Source organism: Nocardiopsis sp. CC223A (genome assembly GCF_030766825.1).
Lineage (GTDB): Bacteria > Actinomycetota > Actinomycetes > Streptosporangiales > Streptosporangiaceae > Nocardiopsis.
In genome coordinates, this window is sequence record NZ_JASFDV010000059.1 from 1 (window position 1) to 18397 (window position 18397).

At 74.7% G+C, this 18397-nt stretch carries 13 protein-coding genes, 1 other RNA gene and 1 pseudogene; 9 read left to right on the forward strand and 6 right to left on the reverse strand.

All coding sequences use genetic code 11. The annotated features are described in order from the left end of the window. Positions 1–183: 183 nt before the first annotated feature. Positions 184–300, reverse strand: a complete 117-nt coding sequence (locus QJS33_RS21315) for a hypothetical protein (protein ID WP_306369806.1) — start codon at positions 298–300, stop codon at positions 184–186. A 1-nt stretch (position 301) separates the two neighbouring features. Here QJS33_RS21315 and QJS33_RS21320 point away from each other — a divergent pair, with 1 nt between their 5' ends. From QJS33_RS21320 to QJS33_RS21330, 3 genes are read left to right on the forward strand one after another with little or no spacing between them, the layout of a single operon-like run. Next, positions 302–718 carry a hypothetical protein gene (locus tag QJS33_RS21320; RefSeq protein WP_306369807.1) on the forward strand — a complete coding sequence of 139 codons (417 nt, stop codon included), beginning with the start codon at positions 302–304 and terminating at the stop codon, positions 716–718. A gap of 21 nt (positions 719–739) precedes the next feature. After that, positions 740–1462 (forward strand): hypothetical protein, encoded by a 723-nt coding sequence (locus QJS33_RS21325; RefSeq protein ID WP_306369808.1) that lies wholly within the window; start codon positions 740–742, stop codon positions 1460–1462. Continuing rightward, the gene (locus QJS33_RS21330; RefSeq protein ID WP_306369809.1) at positions 1459–2853 is read left to right on the forward strand and encodes a carboxylesterase/lipase family protein; all 1395 of its coding nucleotides are present in this window, start codon (positions 1459–1461) and stop codon (positions 2851–2853) included. The genes QJS33_RS21325 and QJS33_RS21330 overlap by 4 nt, the downstream gene beginning before the upstream one ends. Before the next feature lie 10 nt (positions 2854–2863). Here the strand turns inward: QJS33_RS21330 and QJS33_RS21335 are convergent, their stop codons facing one another. Further along, positions 2864–4450, reverse strand: a complete 1587-nt coding sequence (locus QJS33_RS21335) for a PH domain-containing protein (RefSeq protein WP_372339693.1) — start codon at positions 4448–4450, stop codon at positions 2864–2866. A 462-nt stretch (positions 4451–4912) separates the two neighbouring features. Between QJS33_RS21335 and QJS33_RS21340 the strand changes: the two are divergent. Further along, positions 4913–5614 (forward strand): annotated as a pseudogene (locus QJS33_RS21340) (RNA-guided endonuclease TnpB family protein); the annotation flags it as partial. Positions 5615–5649: 35 nt separating this feature from the next. Here QJS33_RS21340 and QJS33_RS21345 read toward each other — a convergent pair. Continuing rightward, a complete protein-coding gene (locus QJS33_RS21345; protein ID WP_306369844.1) occupies positions 5650–6192 on the reverse strand; it encodes a PH domain-containing protein in 543 nt (180 codons plus the stop codon). A 187-nt stretch (positions 6193–6379) separates the two neighbouring features. Here QJS33_RS21345 and QJS33_RS21350 point away from each other — a divergent pair, with 187 nt between their 5' ends. Continuing rightward, on the forward strand, positions 6380–7336 hold the full coding sequence (locus QJS33_RS21350) for an ATP-binding cassette domain-containing protein (RefSeq protein WP_306369810.1): 957 nt from the start codon (positions 6380–6382) through the stop codon (positions 7334–7336). Then, positions 7333–8163: an ABC transporter permease gene (locus QJS33_RS21355; protein WP_306369811.1), complete on the forward strand. Its 831-nt coding sequence runs from the start codon at positions 7333–7335 to the stop codon at positions 8161–8163. The genes QJS33_RS21350 and QJS33_RS21355 overlap by 4 nt, the downstream gene beginning before the upstream one ends. A 118-nt stretch (positions 8164–8281) precedes the next feature. On the opposite strand, the gene QJS33_RS21360 is transcribed toward QJS33_RS21355, so the two are convergent. Further along, the gene (locus QJS33_RS21360) at positions 8282–11761 is read right to left on the reverse strand and encodes a BTAD domain-containing putative transcriptional regulator (protein WP_306369812.1); all 3480 of its coding nucleotides are present in this window, start codon (positions 11759–11761) and stop codon (positions 8282–8284) included. Positions 11762–12017: 256 nt separating this feature from the next. Between QJS33_RS21360 and QJS33_RS21365 the strand changes: the two genes are divergently transcribed. The 3 genes from QJS33_RS21365 (at position 12018) to QJS33_RS21375 (ending at position 17653) form a co-directional block, all read left to right on the forward strand. After that, complete coding sequence (locus tag QJS33_RS21365) at positions 12018–12635, forward strand: YbhB/YbcL family Raf kinase inhibitor-like protein (RefSeq protein ID WP_306369813.1); 618 nt, start codon at positions 12018–12020, stop codon at positions 12633–12635. A 349-nt stretch (positions 12636–12984) separates the two neighbouring features. Further along, entirely contained in the window at positions 12985–14958 is a 1974-nt protein-coding gene (locus QJS33_RS21370) for a hypothetical protein (protein ID WP_306369814.1), read from the forward strand. Positions 14959–15292: 334 nt separating this feature from the next. Beyond that, positions 15293–17653: a bifunctional SulP family inorganic anion transporter/carbonic anhydrase gene (locus QJS33_RS21375; RefSeq protein ID WP_306369815.1), complete on the forward strand. Its 2361-nt coding sequence runs from the start codon at positions 15293–15295 to the stop codon at positions 17651–17653. Here QJS33_RS21375 and QJS33_RS21380 read toward each other — a convergent pair. Both QJS33_RS21380 and rnpB read right to left on the reverse strand, forming a co-directional pair. Then, entirely contained in the window at positions 17605–17751 is a 147-nt protein-coding gene (locus QJS33_RS21380; RefSeq protein ID WP_306369816.1) for a hypothetical protein, read from the reverse strand. The genes QJS33_RS21375 and QJS33_RS21380 overlap by 49 nt on opposite strands. 242 nt (positions 17752–17993) lie before the next feature. Beyond that, positions 17994–18382: RNase P RNA component class A (gene rnpB, locus QJS33_RS21385), an RNA gene on the reverse strand. Positions 18383–18397 lie beyond the last annotated feature (15 nt).

Sequence of the window (18397 nt, forward strand, 5' to 3'; positions counted from 1 at the left end):
ATCCCGGCCGCCGCGGCGGGCGGGGACCGGCCCGCGCCCAAGCGCAAGGGACGCGGCCGCCGCGCCTCGGTGCCGTCCTGGGACGAGATCATGTTCGGGGCCAAGAAGGACGAGTGACCGTCCGGGGTCCCGCACCGCTTCCCACGGGGGCGGCCGACGCGTCGGCCGCCCCCGTTCCATGTGTCAGCGGGACGCGGCCACACGGCGGGCGGCCAGGGCCATGGCCGCCAGCGAGCGGTGGGACTCCCGGGACAGGTCCAGGCCCAGCAGCGCGGCCGCGCGCCCCAGACGGTAGTCCACGGTGTCGGGGTGGACGTGCAGTCGCGCCGCGGTCCCCTCCGGCGGCCGGTACCTGGTGGTGCCCGTGGACGGACCCGACGTCCGGGTGACGGCGACCGTGCGCGAAGCCCTGCGCCCACGGCCCGCGGGGGCCGGCTCCGACTGCTCCGACCCCTTCCTGGAACACCTGTTCGCGGTGGCGCTGCGCACCGTCGACCTCACCGCACAGGACGCCTACCTCGACTGCCCCACCCGGGAGTCGCGCGCCTGGGTCGGCGACGCCGTCGTACACCAGGCGGTGGACCTGGCGACCGACCCCGACTGGGCGCTGGCCGTGTGGAACCCCCGGCTGCTCGCCCGGGCACGCCCCGACGGCATGCTCCCCATGGTCGCCGTGGGCGACTTCGCCCGCGACGGGGTACCGCCCATCCCCGACTGAGCGCTGCACTGGATCCGGTCGGTGCACCTGCTGTACCGGTACACCGGCGACCGGGAGACGGTGGCGGAGCTGCTGGACACCGCCGAGGGGGTACTGCGCTGGTTCGCCCGGCACGCGCGCCCCGACGGCCTGCTGCACGACGTGCCCGGGCGGGTGCTGATCGACCGGTCCCCCGTGCAGGTCGCCGGGTACTCGGCCGCGCTCAACGCACTGTGGGGCCGGGCCCTCGCCGACTACGCCGAGATGGCCGCCTGGTCGGGCGACCCCGGGCGGGCCCTGTGGGCGCGGGACGCCCACGCGCGCCTGGCCGACGGGTTCGAGGCGTTCCGGGACGGGGAACGCGGCGCCTACCGCGACACCCTGGACCCCGCGGGCCCCGGACGCGGGGTCAGCGAGCACACGGCCGCGGCGGCGGTGTGCGCGCACCTGGTGCCGCCGCGGCGGCGGGAACGCGTGCGGGACCTGCTGCTGGACCGGGCCGCGATGTTCACCCGCAGCCCGCCGGCCGACCACGGGGTCGACGAACGCGGGGCCCGGGACGGCACCCCCGTGCACCTGCGGATCGCCGGGCGGGTGCCCACCCCGCACGGGTTCGTGGAGGTCGCCGTGGAGGACGGGCGGATCCGGGTTGACTCCCCCGTGCCGGTGGAGTCCTCCCACCCGTCGGGCCGCCTGGACTCCTTCCCCGCCGGAAGGCGTACGATCGCCCTGCACCACGCCTTCCCCCGAGGAGACCAGCCATGACGGACGGACCCACCGTGCGCGTCGGAACCGGAGCACTGCGCGGCACCACCGAGCAGGGGATCGTCCGCCACCTGGGCGTCCCCTACGCGGCACCGCCCGTCGGGGAGCACCGTTTCTCGGCTCCCGCCCCAGCCCCGGCCTGGGAGGGGGTGCGCGACGCCACCGTGTACGGGCCCGGCGCCCCGCAGGCGCCCTACGAGGGCCCCATCGGGGAGATCCTGCCGTCGGTGGACGCCCTGGGGGACGACTGCCTGCACGTCAACGTGTGGGCGCCGCAGGGGGCCGAACCCGGTTCGCTGCCGGTGCTGCTGTGGTTCCACGGCGGGGCGCTGGTACGCGGGGCCAACTCCCTGAGCGCCTACGACGGGACCGCCTTCGCCCGCGACGGGATCGTGTTCGTGTCCGCCAACTACCGGCTGGGCTCGGAGGGGTTCTCCGTTCTGGAGGGCGCCCCGCTCAACCTGGGGCTCGCCGACCAGCTGGCCGCGCTGCGCTGGGTGCGGCGGGAGATCACCGCGTTCGGCGGCGACCCGGAGCGGATCACCGTCGCCGGGCAGTCCGCCGGGGCGGGCACCACCGCCGCGCTCATCGCGCACCCCGAGGCCGGGCGGCTGGTGCGGCGGGCGATCATCCAGAGCGGACCGCTGACCGCAGCCGCCCCCGACCGGGCCGGGCGGATCACCCGGCTCATCGCGCAGGACCTGGGGATCCCCGCCACCCGGGACGCCTTCGCCGAAGTGGAGCCGAAAGACCTGGTCACCGCCCAGCACCGGGCGATGGCGTCGGGCAACCCGCTGGCGGGCGGCCCCGCGTTCTCCCTGGCCGTGGACGGCGACCTGGTGCCGCGCTCCCCCTACGACGCGTTGCGCGCGGGCGCCGCCGACCACGTGGACCTGCTCATGGGCACCACCCTGGAGGAGCACCGGCTGTGGCTGGCCCCCACCGGCGCCGACCGCGACCTGGGGTGGCCGCTGCTGGCCCTGGGCGCGCTGCGGTTCGGCGTGGGCCCGGCGACGCTGCGCAGGCTGCGTTCGCGGCGGCCCGGGATGAGCGTGGGGATGCTGGCGGGGGCGCTCGTCGGGGAGGTGGTGCTGGAGCGGCCGGTACGGCGGGTGGCGCGGGCCCGTGCCGGGCGGGGCGTAGCCTCGCACGTGTTCGGATTCGCCTGGCGCAGCCCGGTGGCGGCCCTGGGCGCGGCGCACTGCATGGAGCTGCCGTTCGTGTTCGACCGGCTGGGCACCCCCGGCGCCCTGGCGCTGACCGGCCCGGACGCCCCCGCCGGGCTGGCCGACCGGACGCACCGGGCCTGGGTGGACTTCGTCCGCGACGGCGACCCCGGCTGGCCCTCCTGGTCCGAGCGGGCCGAGCCGCACGTCCTGGACGCGGGCTGAGCCGGCCCGGTCAGGGGCGCGGGCCGGCCAGGAAGGGGCGGACCATGTCCGGGGTGATCTCGGCGGCGAAGCCCACCGACTCCTCGAAGGAGGCGTCCCCGGCGGTGTAGCCCCCGGCGCCCGCGCCCACGGTCACCTGGAGGTCGGCCAGACCGGGCCCGCGCTGGAACAGGGTCTGGCGCCAGGTCCAGCCGATCACCGCCGACCGCTCCACCGTGGCCTGGGAACGCGACAGCGAGCCCGAGCGGACGCTCACCCGCTCCCCGTCGTGGCCGTGCCCCAGGGACCGGTAGCGGTCCACGCCCAGGGGCACCCCGGCGACCGTGAGGACCAGGGCCAGGGCCACGGCCCAGCCGGGGGCGAACGCGACCGTCAGCGCCAGCGCCAGCGCGGGCGGGCCCACCGAGCGCACCAGACGGCGGCGCAGGGCGGCCCGGGGGTGGCGGCGCAGCGTGCCGGTGTAGCGGCCCAGGGCGTGGTCCACGACCTCCTCGACCCGGGCTCGCGGGCCGATCGGCAGCAGCACCGAGCGTCCGGCCGCGTCGCCCAGCCCGGTGACGATCGCGCGCAGGCGAACCGCGCCGCGCAGCCGCTCCAGGGGGTTGTCCAGCAGCTCGTACCCGCGGATGCGCCGCTTCTCCAGGGTGACGCTGCGCCGGGTGAACAGACCGCGCTCGGCCACCAGGGAGCCGTCGCGCTCGCGCAGCGTGAAACCCCAGTGGGTGAAGGCGTAGGAGACCACCGCGAACACCGGCATGAGCAGCACGATCACCACGGCGGCCACGACGGCGGCCGACACCAGGCCGTTGCGGTCGGAGGCCTGCACCCAGTCGACGAACGCGTCCGTGGCCCACTCCCCCGCGGTCTGCTGGACCGCACCGAACAGGGCGGACAGCACGGCGAAGGGGGTGAGCAGGTAGCCCAGGCTCAGTGCGCCGTACAGGTACCAGGAGCGGGGGATGGCGAAGTGGACGGTCCCCTCGTCGGCGGCCGGGGCGTCGGCCCCGGGTGCCGGACGGGGTCCGCCGTCGGCGGTGGCGCCGTCGGCCGCCCCGGCCCGCCCGGCCAGCACCGCCCGGCGGTGCAGCAGGACCCGGCGCAGCCGCTCGGCCTCGGCGGTGTCCACGGCGTCGAGCTTGCCGTCCTCGCTGCCGCCCGCCGCCCCGGCCGCCGCCTCGATGCGCACCACCGCCACGCCCAGGATCCGGTGCAGGAGGGTGCTGGTGACGTCCACGCCCCGGATGCGTTCGAGCGGGATGGTGCGCCGGGACCGGCTCAGCAGGCCCTTGCGGATCTCCAGGTGGTCCCCGGCCACCTCGTAGCTCGTGGTCCGCCAGGTGACGAAGCCGCCGACGAGCAGGCCGACCACGCCCGCACCGGCGGCGCCCATCACCCACGGGTTGAACCCGCCCACGACCAGGCCCGCGATGATGGGCAGCAGCAGGCTGCGCAGCTGGTTGACGGGCCCCACGACCATGGTCCGGGGGCTCAGCCTGCGCGCCCGCTCCGCCTCGAAGCCGCCGGTCCCCGGCCCGGAGGCCTCGTACGGCTCCCCCGGCGTCCCGTCCCGGGCGGCCTCGGCCATCTCTCCCGGCATATTCGGCACATCAGACACATTCGGTGTATCCGGCACGGAGGACCCGCCGGTCCCTGAAGGCCCGGGGGTCCCTCCCGGCCCCTCGGCCGCGGCGGGACCGGGCACCTCCCCGAACGCCTCCGGCCCGGGACGCGCGGTGTCCTCATCCGCCCCGTCGGGCGCGGGGGACGCGGCCGTACCGTCGGCACTCCCAGACCCACCCGAACGAGCGGACACCGGGGCCTCAACGGCCTCGCCGGCGGCCGGAGTGTCGGGACCGGTGTGTTCGGGCGTCGCGGGGGCGCGGTCCCGCGGAGAGGGGGAGCGCGGTGTCGTGCGGCCCTCGTCACCGGTTCCGTCGGTCATTTGGTTGTTGGGTGTGGAGACCCCGTCCTTCAGGACGGGGAGGAAACACCCGTCTCCTCTCACAGCTCGTGTTCTCGTTCGTGTTCTCGATGACTTCCCCGGCTTCCCTCACACCGAGGTGACCGGCTCGCTACAGTACGGCACATGACCAGGACAATCGTGAAGCGGGCGTACCGATACCGCTTCCACCCCACCGGTGCGCAGGCGGTGGAGCTGTCGCGCAAGCAGCAGGGGTCGGCGAACCGGGCCGAGGCCCGGCGGAGGGTGGCGCGGGTGCACGCCCGGATCGCCGACCGGCGCCGGGACTTCCTGCACAAGCTCACCACCCGTCTCGTCCGCGAAAACCAAGTGGTCGTGATCGAGGACCTGACCGTGCGCACCCTGGTCAGGAACCGCAAACTGTCCCGCGCCATCTCCGACGCCGCCTGGTCCCAGCTGCGGTCGATGCTGGAGTACAAGACCGGCTGATACGGGCGGGAGCCGGTCGTGGTGGACCGGTTCTTCCCCTCCACCCGGCTCTGCTCGGCCCCCGGGTGCGGGCACGTGCACGAGAGGCTGCCGCTGGACGTGCGGGAGTGGACCTGTCCCCGGTGCGGGACGGTCCACGACCGTGATGTGAACGCGGCGAACGACATCAGGGCCGCCGGGCCGGCGGTCGCTGCCGGGACCCCGCTGTGCGATGACGGCGAAGCCTGCACAGTAGGGGCGGGAGCCGGTGTGAGACCTCAACGGGAGTCCTCCCGGACGGGGCGGTCGGCGTCGAAGCAGGAAGGCCGCGGGACGACCCGCGACGGGGCGAGAGCCCCGGACCGCCGATAGGTGGTTCCGGAATCCCCGCCTTCAGGCGGGGGAGGTCAAGTGGCATCGTCCCGCAGCGTTCCGGCGTGCACGGCCAGCTCCTCGCTCAGGCCGCGCGCCTGGTCGGCGTCCAGTCCCTCGATGGTCGACGACCCCGCGTAGGAGGCCGTCTGCACTTCCAGGGTCGCCACGGAGAAGAGGCGCTCCAGCCACCCCTGGGTGTGGTCGACCGTCTGTAGGCGGCTCACCGGCACCAGCTGCCAGGTTCGGCTCACCCAACCCGAGCGCGTGTAGATGACGTCCCCGGTCACCTCCCAGCGGTGCACCCGGTACCGCCAGGACGGCACGACCGCCACCCGGATCAGGGCGTACACACCGTAGACGACGGGTACGAACGGGGCGTACTCGCGCACCCACCCGGGCGGCCAGGTCCACCCGAGGGAGGTCAGCGCCCACGCGGCCGCGCTCAGCAGTGCCGTGAGGAACAGGCCGCCCATCAGCAGGCGCACCGTCCACACGCCGATGGCGCGCCTGCTCACCCTGTGCTCCGGCGGTCGCAGTCCGGCCGCGCGCGGCGGCTCCGGTGGGGAGGGATCCATGGGGAGGTCGGGCGGGGTGTCGTTCACGGACACGAGTCTAGGGCCGCCCCGGGCCCGCGATCCCCTGCGGGCCCGGTGATCCCGGGGCGACGGCGTCAGCGAGGTGTAGGCGTCGCGGCCCCGGATGTCAGCGTTCTGTCAGAACCGCCGACGAGACTGGTCATCGAACGTGCGAACGGAGGAGCAGATGACAGACGCCATACGCGCGGAGGGTCTGGTCAAGGAGTTCAAGGGCAAGCGCGCCCTGGACGGGGTGGACCTGACCGCCAGGACGGGGGCCGTGCTGGGTGTCCTGGGTCCCAACGGCTCCGGCAAGACCACGACGGTGCGCATCCTGGCCACCCTGCTGCGACCGGACGCCGGACGCGCCGAGGTCGCCGGCTTCGACGTGGTGCGCGAGCCCCACGAGGTCCGCCGGCTGATCGGCCTCACCGGCCAGTACGCCGCCGTCGACGACGAGCTGACCGGCGTGCAGAACCTGGTGCTGATCGCCCGGCTGCTGGGCTTCGACCGGGCCGGGGCCCGCACCCGGGCGGACGAGCTGCTGGAGCGGTTCTCGCTGTCCGACGCGGGCGGCCGTCCCGCCAAGACCTACTCGGGCGGCATGCGCCGCCGCCTGGACCTGGCGGCCAGCCTGGTCGGCCGACCCGCCCTGCTGTACCTGGACGAGCCGACGACCGGCCTGGACCCGCGCAGCCGCAACGACCTGTGGGACGTGGTCCGCGACCTGGTCGGCGACGGGGTCACCGTCCTGCTCACCACCCAGTACCTGGAGGAGGCCGACCGGCTCGCCGACGACCTGCTGGTGCTCGACCACGGGCGGGTCATCAGCCGGGGCACCCCGGAGGAGCTGAAGAACCGGACCGGCGGCCAGGTCCTGGAACTGCGCACCGTCGAGGCCGACCGGCTGCCGCTGGCCACCAAGATCATCGAGGCGGTCACCAGCACCCCGGTCACCCGGGACGACCTGGTGGCCCGTGTGCCCGTCACCGACGCGGGCGTGCTGCCCGAGGTGGTGCGCCGCCTGGACGAGCAGGGGGTGGCCGTCGCCGAGCTGTCCCTGCGCAAGCCCAGCCTGGACGAGGTGTTCCTGGCCCTGACCGGGCACACCACGGAGAGCGAGACCGAGGAGGTACCCGCATGAGCGCCGTGACGACACGGGAGCGGTCGGTGCAGGCCGGGGCCGTGTCCCACGTCCCCCGGCACATCACGCCGCTGACCACCGTCCGCAACGGGCTCCAGCTGGCCTGGCGCAGCATCCTGAAGATCAAGGCCAACCCCGAGGAGGTCTTCGGGCTCATCCTCCAACCGGTCATGTTCGTGACCCTGTTCGTCTTCGTCTTCGGCCAGGCGCTCATGGGCGACTGGCAGGCCTACCGGGACTTCCTGATGCCCGGCATCGTGGCGCAGTCGGTCATCTTCGCGACGCTGGGCACCGGGTTCGCCCTGAGCCAGGACGTGGAGAAGGGGATCTTCGACCGGTTCCGCTCACTGCCCATCGCGAGGTCGGCCCCGCTGATCGGCGCGATCCTGGGCGACCTGGTGCGGTACACGATCACGGTGGTGATGGTGCTGCTGGTCGGCGTGCTCATCGGGTTCCGGCCCGAGGGCGGCCTGGTGGGCGTGGTCGCCGCCGGGGCGCTGGTGCTGCTGTTCGCGTTCGCCCTGTGCTGGATGTCGGCCTTCGTGGGCATGATCGTGCGCACGCCGATGGCCGTGCAGGCGTTCGGGATGATCCTGATGTTCCCGCTGACGTTCGCCAGCTCGGCGTTCGTCGACCCCGACAGCATGCCCTCCTGGCTGCGGGTGATCGCCGCGAACAACCCGGTGACGCACATCGTGGACGCCATGCGCGGGCTGATGATCGGCGGTGACGTCGCCGGGCCGGTGACGTGGACGCTGGTGTGGGCGGCGATCATCACCGCGGTCTTCTTCCCACCCGCGGTGTGGGCCTACCGGCGCCGCACCTGAACCACGCCCCCGGACGGCGACGGTCGACCCGCGGTGGCCCGGGGTCCGCCCCGGACCACCGTCCCGGGTACCACGCCGACCGCTCGACGGCCCGAGGCGACCGGCTACGGACGGCTGCTCAGCGACGCTCGTGCGGGACCTCCTCCGGGACGGTCTCGGCCAACCAGCGGGAGGCGGCGCCGAGCGCCTCCTCCGGGGTCAGGGCGGCCGCCTCCTCGACAAGGCGGGTGCACTCCCGGGCACCGATTTCTTCACGGAGGCGCTGAACGGTGCGCACCGCGAACGGACCGGCGGTGTCGGCGACACCGCGCAGCGCACGCGCCCACCCGGCCAGCCGGGCCGCCGACCGCGGCTCCCCTTCCACGACCACGGCCGCCAGCACGTCGAGGATCTCGGCCCGGATCGGACCCATGACCCCGATGACACTCCACCACGACCAGGCGGCCTCACGCCGGGCACGCTCCGGATCGCCCTCGTACCAGGAGATGGTCGCCGACAGGGTGCACGCTCCGACCGCGATGTAGACGGGCGCGAACCCGCCGAGCCTGTCCAGCATGGACTTGATCCGCTCCACCAGGGCACGGGCCCGGGAGCGGTCGCCCGCCTCGCTCTCCCACTGCGCCTGGGCCAGGAGCAACAGGACGGTGTGCTCGGGCTGGATCGGGGGCCGACCCGCCAACCCGTCCAGTTCGGCGCGGGCCGGGTCCAGGTCCCCTCGGTCGATGAGGGCCTGGGCCCGGCGCACCCGGAACACCGCGGCCATGCCCTCCAGCCCCTGGGAGTCGGCCAGGGCCACCCCCTCCTCCAGCAGTTCCGCGCTGTGCCCCCGGTCGACGAAGCGGTACAGGTCGGCCGCCTGGGCCAGGGCCTGGCACACGCCCCACCCGTCGCCGACCGCCCGGAACTCCTCCAGCGCCGTGTCCGCCCGCTCCAGGGCCGAGTCGAAGCGGCCGACGAGGGTGTCCACCAGGGACAGCAGCGTGCACGCCATGGCGTGCATCCACGGGTCGGACCCGTCCAGAACACGGGCGATCCGTTTCCGGGTCTCCCCGTCGCCGCCCTCCGTCATCGCCCGGTACATCAGGCAGTAGATGAGCAGGGGGTGCTCCTCGGGGAGGCGGCCCTCTGCGGCGAGCGCCTCCTCGATGGCCCGGACATGGCCCTGGACGTCGTCGAGGGAGTCCGTGGTCGCCGCCGCCCGGTGGAACAGGCAGGCGGCGTGGCCCACCGCACGGCCGGGCGGGACGTCGTCGCCCATGAGGTCCAGGGCCTGCCCGGCCCAGCGGCCGAGCGGCTCCCAGGAGTCGGTCAGGGTCCAGTACCACTGGGAGTACTCGATGAGGTCCAGGACGAGGTGGACGTCGCGGCGCCCCACCGCCCACCGCATGGCCGCGGCGAAACCGTCGTTCTCGTCGTGCAGGCGGGCGATGAGCTCACCCTGGCGGGGGCCGCGCAGCAGCGGTTCCGCCGCCTTCCACAGGTCGCGGACACGGTGGGCGTGGGCGTCCCGGACGGCCTCGCCCTCCCCGGCCTCGGCGAGGCGTTCGGCCGCGTAGGCGCGGACGGTCTCCAGCAGCCGGTAGCGGGGCGGGGTGTCGACGCGGCGCGGTTCCTCGGCGATCACCAGGGACTTGTCGACCAGGGCGAACAGGACGGTCCACACGTCGTGTCCGGCGACGGTGCCGGGGGCGTCGGGGTCGGCGCAGACGTGTTCCACCGATTCCAGGTCCGCGCCACCGGCGAACACCGACAGGCGGCGCAGCAAGCGGCGTTCGGCCTCGTCCAGCAGGTCCCAGCTCCAGTCGACGACCGCGCGCAGGGTGCTGTGCCGCGGCGTGCGGCGGACGCCGCCGCCCAGCAGGCGGAAGCGGTCGTCGAGCCGTTCGGCGAGCTGGGCGGGGGTCATCGCGCGCAGGCGGGCGGCCGCCAGTTCCAGCGCCAGCGGCATGCCGTCCAGTGCGCGGACGATGCGCACGACGTGGGGGACGTTGTCGTCGGTGATGTCGAAACCCGGGCGGACCGCGCGGGCGCGCTCGGCGAACAGGACGACGGAGGAGGCCGCCGCGGCCTCGGCGGCACGGGCGTGCTCGGCGGGCAGGGGCAGGGAGGGGACGGGCAGGAGGTGCTCGCCCGGCGTGCCCAGGGGTTCGCGGGAGGTGGCCAGGACGCGCAGGCGCGGGCACCGCGCCAGCAACTGCGCGGCCAGGCGCGCGGCGTCGTCGACGAGGTGCTCGCAGTTGTCCAGGATCAGGAGGACGGGGTGGTCGGCGATGAACGCGGCGATGCGCTCCGCGGGTGACGGCGGCGGAACGGAGCGGGCCTGGAGGAGGGCGTGCTCGCGCAGCCCCAGGGTGTCGGCGACGGCCTCGGCCAGAGAGGCGCCCTCGGTGAGGGGGGCGAATTCGACGAACCAGGCGCCGTGGGACGACAGGTCGGGGTGCCCGACCGCGAAGGCGGTGGCCCCCTCGACGGCCAGTCGGGTCTTGCCCGCCCCGCCCGGGCCGAGCAGGGTGACCAGGCGGCCGCGGGCGAGCAGGTCGACGGCGACGCCGACCTCGGCCCGCGGCACGAACCCGGTCAGCGGCACCGGCAGGTGCAACGGCACCCCGCCCGCTCGGCCGAGCGCCCCGGCGGCGCTGTTCTCGGCGGCCTCGCCACCGGTACCGATCGCCCGGGCCCCCGGGTCCGAGGGCGCGCCGGCCCACGCACCGGTGCCGGTGCCGGTCGACACCGGTGCCGTGCCCGGGGCCGCAGGGACGGCGGCGCCGGCGCCGGGGGTCGGGGCGGCACCGGTCGGGAGGGGCGTCCCGGAAACGGGTGGTGACGCGGGCGGCGCGGCCGTGTCGGTCGGGGCGGGGGCGGACAGTTGACCGCGGAGCAGGCGCAGGTGGACGTCCTCCAGGTGCGGGGAGGGGTCCAGGCCCACTTCGTCGGCCAGGCGGGCGCGGAAGCGCTCGTAGGCCGCCAGCGCGTCGGCGGTGCGCCCGGCCGCCGCCAGGGCGCGCAGCAGCAGCTCCACCGGGCGCTCCCGGTGCGGTCCGGCCCCGGTCAGGGCCCGGGCCTCGGCCACCGCGTCGGCGGTGCGGCCCAGATCGAGCAGGGCCGCCGACCGCTCCTCCCGGGCGGTGAGGTACGTCTGGTCCAGGCGTGCCGCGACGCCCTCGGCCAACCCCCGGGCGGTCAGGTCCACCAGGGCCGGGCCCCGCCACAGCCCCAGCGCCCGGTCCAGGTCCGCCAGGGCCGGGCCGGGGCGGCCGCCCGCGCGGTGGCCGCGGCCCGCCCGGACCAGCTCCTCGAACACGCACAGGTCGACCCGGTCCGGCGCCACGTCCAGCCGGTACCCCTGCGGCCCGCCCTCCACCGCCGCCCCGGCGGCCAGCGCCCGGCGCAGCCGCGACACCAGCGCCTGTAGGGCGTTGGCCGCCCCGACCGGTGGGGCGCCCGACCACACGGATTCGAGCAGGTGGTCGGCGGCCACCCACTGGCCGGGACGGAGCAGCAGCAGCCCCAGAAGGGTGCGTAACCGGGCACCACCGATGGTCACGGGCTCCCCGGAGGCGTCGTGCACCAGCAGGGGGCCGAGAATGGAGAACCGCACCCCTCCATCATGGCCTCCCGAAGGCGGTGGGGGGCGTTGTCCACAGGGACGATGTCGGACACGACGGGCCGCCCCGGGCGGGTCGGGTCCGCAGTAAGGTTCGCTGAGGAACGTGTGCGGGTGTTCGCGCACGTCGCCTTCGCCGCGCCCGGCGCCGGGACCGTTCCGGACACCGCGCCGCGGCCGTTTCCGTCCTGCGGGGCGCCCCGTCCCTACGGCGTTCCGCGTTCTTCCAGAGTTCAGCAGGAGTCCCACATTGTTCCCGGCCCTCCCTTCCCTCCGGACGACCGGGGCGCGCCGTGCGCCCCGCACCTCCCCCGGCGCGCTCACCGGCGCTCTGGTGGCGGGGACGGCGTTGACGCTGACCACCGGCTGCGGCCTGTTCGCCCCCGGGCAGAACGGGGACGTGCCCGACGACATCAACGTCGCCAGCCCGCTGATGCAGGAGGGCCGCCCGCTGCCCGACGCCTACACCTGCGTCGGCTCCGAGCCGGATGAGGACGGCGAGCGGGAGACGTACTCGCCTCCGCTGAGCTGGTCGGGACTGCCGGAGGAAACGGAGTCCCTCGCGGTGGTGGTGGACGACCCCGAGGCCGCCGAGGTGTTCTGGGTGCTCTTCGACCTGGACCCGCAGTCCGGCGAACTGCGGCAGAACACGGTGCCCGCGGCCGCCCGCCAGGGCCTGAACAGCACGGGCGGGGCCGCCTACCACCCGCCCTGCCCGGAGGAGGACGACCCGCACGGCTACCGGTTCACGGTGTACGCGCTGAGCGCCCCGCTGGACCTGCCCGAGGGCGCGGAGCTGTCATCGACGCTGGAGGCGATCGCCGACCGCGCGATCGCGCGGGGCTCCCTGGTCACCGGCACGGAGTGATCCGGGTCGTCACGCGCGCACCGTCCCGGGCCGCCCGCACGCGTCCCGGGACGGCAGTCCTTTTCCCGATTCCCCGAGGAAGCCCCCATCGCCCTCTGCACACAGGGCACGACAGCGCATACAGTGGGGCAGTGCCCCCCGCCCCTTTTCAGATGACCGTTACCCGTCCACTCGCCGCGCGGCACGCTGACCTGAGACCGCACAGGAGTCGCCTGCACCCCACCCTCTCCGCAGGCCGCCCCTCCACGGGCCCAGGCGGTCGCCGCCCCGCTCCGACCGGCCCTCGCCCGGGCCTGTCCCCGGAGGGATCCGGGTGCGCGGCCGACCTCCCCAAGGTAGAGCGAACACCATGACCCTCACCGTCATCATCATCGCCATCGTCGTCGTGCTGGCCGTGCTGCTGCTCCTGCTGCTGGGCATGCGCGCGCTCAACCTGGGGTCGCGCGACGACGGCTACGAGGACGACTACGAATACGACGAGGACGACGAGGGGCGCGACGCGGATCCGGGGGACGGCGGGAACGACGCCCCGCGGGGGCGCGGCCGCGGACAGCGCCCGGCCGGGCGGGCGGAGCGGCGCCCCAGGCCCAAGCCCCGGCGCGGTAAACGCGAGGCCGACTGGGACGACGACGAGGACGGCGGTTTCTGGTCGAGTCTGGGCGACGACGCCGACGAACGCCCGGGCCGGGGCCGGAGCGGCCACGACGACCGGGACGACCACGGGGACGACCGGGCGCCCAGCGTCACACAGTACGAGTACGAGGACGACGACGAGGAGGCGCCGACCGGTGCGCCCGAGGCCACCACGGTGCTGCCGCGCGCGACCGGTGCCGCGGACCCGTCCGCGGACCTCGCGATGCTGGCCAGCCTGGGCCGCAACGACGACGGCCGTCCGGCGTCCGACGACGACCGGGCGCTGCCGCCGCGCCCCGAGCGCGCCGAGCTGCCGCCCACCCGCGAGCCCGACCCGGCGGTCCCACCCACGCCCGCGACGCGGGAGGACGATCCGCTCAGCTCCAGTTCCTGGAACGTGCGGACCACTCCGTCGCCGGGCTCCCCGTCCCTGGCCGACCGGCTGACCGCGGCCCACAGCGACCCGCTCGGCGACCCCCTGGGCACCGGCGGTCCGACGCGCGACCCGCTGGGCGCGCCGTCGGCGAGCGGCGCGACCCCGGCCCCGGGCGGTGGGCCCTACACTCCGGCGCCGCCCTCCCCGTCCCCCTACGACGGCGGCACGGGCGGGCGCGGGCGCATCGACGACCCGGATCCGCTGGGCGGCGGGTACCGCGGGGCATCCTCCTCCGGCGCCGACGTGGGCTCACCGATCTGGTCGAGCATGGACACCGGTTCCCACCAGCGCCCGGCGGGCGGCTACGGCGTCGGTCCGGGCACTCCGGGCGAGCCGCTGGGCGGGGGGTACCCCGTCCCGGGGCGGCCCGACCCGCTGGCGGGTCCGGGCGCGCACGGCCGCCCGGACCGTCCCGCCTACGACAGCGGCACGCACACGCGGTCGGACTACGGGGCGCCCCGACGACCCGAGTACGAGACCGGCGAACACACCCGCCCCTCCTACGACACCGGGTCCTACACCCGGCCCGAATACGACACCGGCACCCACCACCGGCCCGGCCACCCCGCCCCCGGCTACGGCACCGGCCCGGCCGCCTACGACAGCGGCACGCACACGCGGTCGGACTACGGGGCGCCCCGACGACCCGAGTACGAGACCGGCGAACACACCCGCCCCTCCTACGACACCGGGTCCTACACCCGGCCCGAATACGACACCGGCACCCACCACCGGCCCGGTTACCCCGGCCCCGGTCACGACACCGCCGGCTCGCCCTACGACAGCGGCACTCACTCCCGCCCCTCGGGCGGTGAACCGCTGTGGGGCGCAGGCGAGAACGCCCGGCCGGGTGCGCCGTCCGGGTACGGCGGTCCGGCCCCGGCCGGACGGCCCGAACCGTTCGACACGCCCTCCGGCGCACCCGGCCACGGCGGCGGGTACGGCGTTCCGCCCGGACTCGGCGCACCGATCGGCCCACCCGGCGCCGACCCGCTGCGCGGCGGCCCGGGCGCGGGTTACGTTCCCACCGGCCAGAACCCCTCCTTCGGTGGCCGGCCGGGCGACGGCTACGACGACGTGCTCGGCGGTTACCCGTCGAGCCCGGCGGAGCCGGAGTACGACGGCTACATCCCGCTGGAGGAGTGGCACCGCGGCGGAGCACCCGACCCCTACCGGGGTGCGCAGCCCTACGACCGGCGCGAGCAGGACCACCGGGGCTACGACGACGGTCACGGAGACGGCCGCTTCCGGTGATCGGGCACCGAACGTGATCGACGCCCCAGACCCGCACTGAGGCCGGGCCGGCGGGCGATCAGGGGTTCACAACGCCGAGGTGGCGGGTTCACACCCGCCACCTCGGCTTTTGTTCTGTCCGGATTCACACCCGCCTCATGTGAACACGGGAAAATGGTTACCGAAACCACAACAGTCCGTAACACAGAGCCACTCCCATTGACTACAGTTAGTGACTGACACGGCACCCTTCGAGACATCTCGAAAGTCGCCCCGCCGTGCGCGCCCCCCGGTCCGGACACCTCAAGTCCCCGTGCGCCTACGCATCGCCTGCCCGAACAGAACAGGAGCCACCTTGCGCAACGACGCCCAGGGAACACCGCCCGAGCCGCACACCGCCCCAGAACCCGCCCCCGGGCCCGACCACCGGGGCGTCGCCTCCGACGTCGGCGCCTCCCTCGTCGTCTTCCTCGTCGCCGTCCCCCTGGCCCTGGGCATCGCCGTCGCCTCCGGGGCGCCGCTCATCGCCGGGATCATCGCCGCCGCCGTCGGAGGCATCGTCGCCGGCCTCGCAGGCGGCTCCGCCGTCCAGGTCAGCGGCCCCTCCGTCGGCCTGACCATCATCGTGGCCGGCCTCATCACCACGTACGGGTGGCAGGTCACCTGCCTGATCACCCTGCTGGCCGGACTCGTCCAACTCGCCCTGGGCGCCTTCCGGATCGCCCGCGCGGCCCTGGCCGTCTCCCCCGCGGTCGTCCACGGCATGCTCGCCGGCGTCGGGATCACCATCGCCCTGGCCCAGCTGCACGTCGTCCTGGGCGGCGAACCGCAGAGCTCGGCCCTGGCCAACCTCACCGACCTGCCCGACCAGATCGTCCACAACCACACCCCGGCCGTCGCGGTCGGGGTCGTCACCATCGCCGTCATGTTCTGTTGGACCCGGCTGCCCGGATACGGACGGTTCCGGCCCGCACTCGTCCCGGCCGCGCTGGTCGCGGTCGGCGCCGCCACGCTCATCGCCACCCTGGGGGGCTGGAAGGTCGAGACGGTGTCCCTCACGGACTCCCTCGCCCAGGGCTGGATCGGCCCGGCGCTCCCCGCCCCGGGCCAGTGGAACGGCGTCATGCTCGCCGTGGTCACCGTCGCCATGGTCGCCAGCGTCGAGACCCTGCTCTCCGCCATCGCCGTGGACCGGATGCACAGCGGCCGCAGGGTGATGCTCAACCGCGAACTGTGCGGGCAGGGTGCCGCCAACGCCGTCAGCGGCGCCCTGGGCGGGCTCCCCATCGCCGGGGGAATGGTGCGCAGCACCGCGGGCGTGCGGGCGGGCGGCCACAGCCCGCTGTCCACCATCCTGCACGGGGTGTGGGTCCTGCTGTTCGTCGCCCTGTTCGCACACGTGGTCGAGCTGATCCCGCTGGCGGCACTGGCGGCGCTGCTGGTGTTCATCGGCGTGCAGATGGTCTCCCTGGCCCACCTGCGCGACCTGCGCCGCCACCACGAGGCCGGAGTGTACCTGGTGACCCTGTCCGGCGTGGTGCTGTCGGGGCTCCTGGAAGGGGTGTTCCTGGGGTTCGCACTGGCCATGGTGGTGTCCCTGCGTCGGCTGACCCGGCTCACCGTCACCACCGAGGAGCGGGGCGGCCGCGTCCACATCACCGTGCACGGATCCCTGACGTTCCTGGGGGTGCCCCGGCTCGCGCACGTACTGCGCACCGTCCCGTCCGGCGCCGCCGTCGACCTGGACCTGCACGTGGACTTCATGGACCACGCCGCGTTCGAGGCCATCCACGCCTGGCGCGTGGACCACGAGCGCACCGGCGGCTCGGTCGACATCGACGAGGTGCACGAACGCTGGTACGAACGCAGCACCCGGCGATCGGCCCCGGCGGCCAAGACCGCCCCGCGCGGTCTGGCCCGCTGGTGGGCGCCCTGGGGGATGCGCGGCGGCACCGGGACCGAAGAGGTGGACCCCCTCGGACTGCTCGCCGCCGGGGCCCGCGAGTACCACGCCAGCACCGCCGACCGGATGCGGTCGGTGATGAGCCGGCTGTCCCACGGGCAGAACCCCACCGCCCTGTTCATCACCTGTGCCGACTCCCGGGTGGTGCCCAACCTCATCACGGCCAGCGGCCCGGGTGACCTGTTCACGGTGCGCAACGTCGGCAACCTGGTACCGCCTCCGGACGGCCCGGCCGACGACTCGGTGGGCGCCGCCGTCGAGTACGCGGTCGCGGTGCTGCGGGTGCCCTCGATCGTCGTGTGCGGGCACTCCCACTGCGGGGCGATGAAGGCACTGTTGGAGGGCGCCCACCTGGACCCCGACTCCACCGACACCTCGCACGTGCGCCGCTGGCTCGCCCACGGATCCGCCAGCCTGGCCCGGGCGGGCGAACCCGCCGTGGAGCCGACGGGGCTGCCCGCCGCGGAGGCACTGCGCCGTCTGGCCCAGGCCAACGTCCGCCAGCAGCTCACCCATCTGATGCTGCACCCTCTGGTACGCGAACGGGTGGAGTCCGGGGAACTGGAGCTGACCGGGATGTACTACGACCTGGAGACGGCCCGGGTGCACCTGCTGGACGCCGGGACCGGGGAGTTCACCCCGGTCCAGGGCGTGTGCGACGTGGCCGATCCGGTGCCGCGGCCCCGCCCGGCGGCCGACCGGGGTCAGCCGCTGGAGGAGTCCTCGGGCGCGTCGTCACGCCCGTCCTCCTGAACCCCCGATGCCTGGTAGGTGGCGAGCAGCACGATCGCTCCGATCGCCAGGATCGGCAGGCCGAAGAGGACCACCCAGAAGAGGGTCGAGTCGAACAAGAGTCACCCATTCCGTGGACGCCGTTGCCCGCGGCCGCCGACCCCGGCGGTCGCGGGTGTCCGCCGCCGCGGCCGCGGCGGGGGAGCGCTCCGCCCAATCTATCGGTGCTCCCGCCCGCCGACCATCACCACGGGGATGTACACACCTGACCCCGCGCACAGCGGCGGCCCGCACCCGGGAGGGACAGAACCGGAACAGGGCCGACTCCCCCGCCTTGCGGCACAGGTCAGAAGGCTGGAAGGAGGGGAGTCGGCCGGTAAGCCGGATTCTGTCGGTCCGCGAACGGACCGGGCGGTCATCCATCTGGGATCGCCGTTGCCGACGACCTCGGTGCGGTCTACCCGCGGACTCGGGCGGGCCGCCCTCGATCATCCGCGCGGAGATCCTTCGGATCCCCTTTTTGACCTTGCTCCGGGTGGGGTTTACCGAGCCGGCCGGATCACTCCGGCCGCTGGTGGTCTCTTACACCACCGTTTCACCCTTACCACCGCGAGCGGTGGCGGTCTGCTTTCTGTGGCACTGTCCCGCGGGTCGCCCCGGGTCGGTGTTACCGACCACCCTGCCCTGTGGAGTCCGGACTTTCCTCGGATCCGCGCACCCGGCGCGGTCCGCGACCGCCTGGCCGACTCCCCTCGACCACGAAGT

Excerpts from the sequence above, each read along its gene's own strand:
- QJS33_RS21330 (WP_306369809.1), top strand. The coding sequence starts at position 1,459 with ATGACGGACGGACCCACCGTGCGCGTCGGAACCGGAGCACTGCGCGGC.
- QJS33_RS21335 (WP_372339693.1), bottom strand. The coding sequence starts at position 4,450 with ATGCCGGGAGAGATGGCCGAGGCCGCCCGGGACGGGACGCCGGGGGAG.
- QJS33_RS21345 (WP_306369844.1), bottom strand. The coding sequence starts at position 6,192 with ATGGATCCCTCCCCACCGGAGCCGCCGCGCGCGGCCGGACTGCGACCG.
- QJS33_RS21350 (WP_306369810.1), top strand. The coding sequence starts at position 6,380 with ATGACAGACGCCATACGCGCGGAGGGTCTGGTCAAGGAGTTCAAGGGC.
- QJS33_RS21355 (WP_306369811.1), top strand. The coding sequence starts at position 7,333 with ATGAGCGCCGTGACGACACGGGAGCGGTCGGTGCAGGCCGGGGCCGTG.
- QJS33_RS21370 (WP_306369814.1), top strand. The coding sequence starts at position 12,985 with ATGACCCTCACCGTCATCATCATCGCCATCGTCGTCGTGCTGGCCGTG.